The sequence below is a fragment of the Peribacillus sp. genome (genome assembly GCF_059453735.1).
The window spans coordinates 1-1,806 of record NZ_JAZVJO010000212.1; the positions used below are offsets into that span (position 1 = coordinate 1).

At 44.5% G+C, this 1,806-nt stretch carries 2 protein-coding genes; both read left to right on the forward strand.

What is annotated here, in order from left to right; genetic code table 11:
- The first annotated feature begins 182 nt into the window (after positions 1 to 182).
- Positions 183 to 581, forward strand: coding sequence for an IS200/IS605 family transposase (tnpA, locus tag AC52RT_RS06655; protein WP_495540018.1), 399 nt, complete (start codon positions 183 to 185; stop codon positions 579 to 581).
- Complete coding sequence (locus AC52RT_RS06660) at positions 578 to 1,696, forward strand: RNA-guided endonuclease TnpB family protein (RefSeq protein ID WP_495540019.1); 1,119 nt, start codon at positions 578 to 580, stop codon at positions 1,694 to 1,696. Before tnpA ends, AC52RT_RS06660 begins: the two co-directional genes overlap by 4 nt.
- Positions 1,697 to 1,806 lie beyond the last annotated feature (110 nt).

Sequence of the window (1,806 nt, forward strand, 5' to 3'; positions counted from 1 at the left end):
GTGAAGCAGGCAATGACCGTCATCTACATTAAGCACAATAACCTGTCCGCCGGTACACGCACCTTTAACGCAATTCCGAAGAAGTCCCCGTCCTCTTACAAAGTGTAAGGGCGGGGATGAATTTGGTCTTCAGATATGATATAATGAATTCAGTCGTAAATGACTGGACGGTAGTTATATAAATGAAATTGGACAATAATAATCATTCAGTATTCTCAATGTATTATCACCTCATTCTTGTTGTGAAATACCGCAGAAAAGTCTTTGATGACGTGATCTCTGATTATGCAAGAAGTGTATTTGAGAAGATCGCGCCTTCTTACAATATCTCTCTGCTCGAATGGAATCATGACGTGGATCATGTTCACATTATGTTCAAGGCACAGCCAAACAGTGAATTATCTAAATTCATCAATGCTTATAAAAGCGCTTCTTCCAGATTGATCAAGCGTGATTTCCCGGAGATACGGAAGAAACTTTGGAAAGAATACTTCTGGAGTCAGAGTTTTTGTCTTCTTACGACCGGGGGAGCGCCGATTGAAGTGCTAAAAGAATATATAGAGACACAGGGAGAACGATGAAACGTAATATTGCATATCGATATCGCGCATATCCCGATGAGGCACAGGAGATCCTTCTTCAGAAGACGTTCGGCTGTGCCCGTTTCATCTGGAATCAGATGCTTGCGGATATCAAAGCGTATTACGAAAAAGAAAAGAAGCAGTTATATCCGACACCGGCACAGTACAAAGCAGAATATGAATGGCTGAAGGAAGTGGATTCTCTGGCACTGGCAAATGTACAGCTGGATCTGAAACAGGCTTTTCAGCGTTTTTTCAAAGATAAGAAGATCGGATATCCCAGATTCAAGGCAAAGCATCACAGTAAAAAGAGCTATACCACGAATCTGGTTAACGGAAACATCGTTGTTTCTGATAAAACCATCCGACTTCCGAAACTGGGAGAACTGAAGATAAAGAAACACAGAGCGGCACCGGATGAGTGGAAACTGAAATCGGTCACAGTCATACAGGAAGCCAGCGGCAAATACTATGTGTCTGTCCTGTACGAATACGAGAACCAAGTAATCGAACAGAACCGTACAGATAAGGCGATCGGCCTTGATTTTGCCATGAACGGACTGTATGTGGACAGCGACGGGAACAGTGCGGAGATGCCGCATTTTCTGCGTGAGAGTGAGAAACGGCTCAAAAAGGCACAGCGAAAGCTCTCAAAAATGTATGTAAGGGGTAAAGAGAAGCAGTCAAACCGGTATTACAAACAGAAGCGCAGAGTTGCGGTCCTTCATGAAAAAGTACGGCATCAGAGGGCGGATTTCCTCCATAAACGATCCAGAGATCTCGTGAACAGGTATGACTATATCGGGATCGAAGATCTTGATATGAAATCCATGAGCCGGTCACTGAGATTTGGAAAAAGTGTCAGTGACAATGGATGGGGAATGTTTGTGGCTATGCTTACATACAAAGCCGAGATGTCCGGAAAGCATGTGATCAAAACAGACCGGATGTTTCCGTCGAGTCAGATGTGCCATGTCTGCGGATACCTGAATACCGGGACAAAGGATCTTAAGGTTCGCGGCTGGGAATGTCCTGAATGCGGAACGCATCATGACAGAGATCAAAACGCTGCAGTCAATTTGAAAACAGAAGCACTGAGAATTGCGCTTCTGTAACGTATCAAAATGAATGATGGTACCCTGGGGCACAGGGAATCCGATAAGCTCGGGTTATCTGAACACGCGGGTGTTCTTGACCGAGAAGCCCCCACCTCTAAGCGTAAGCG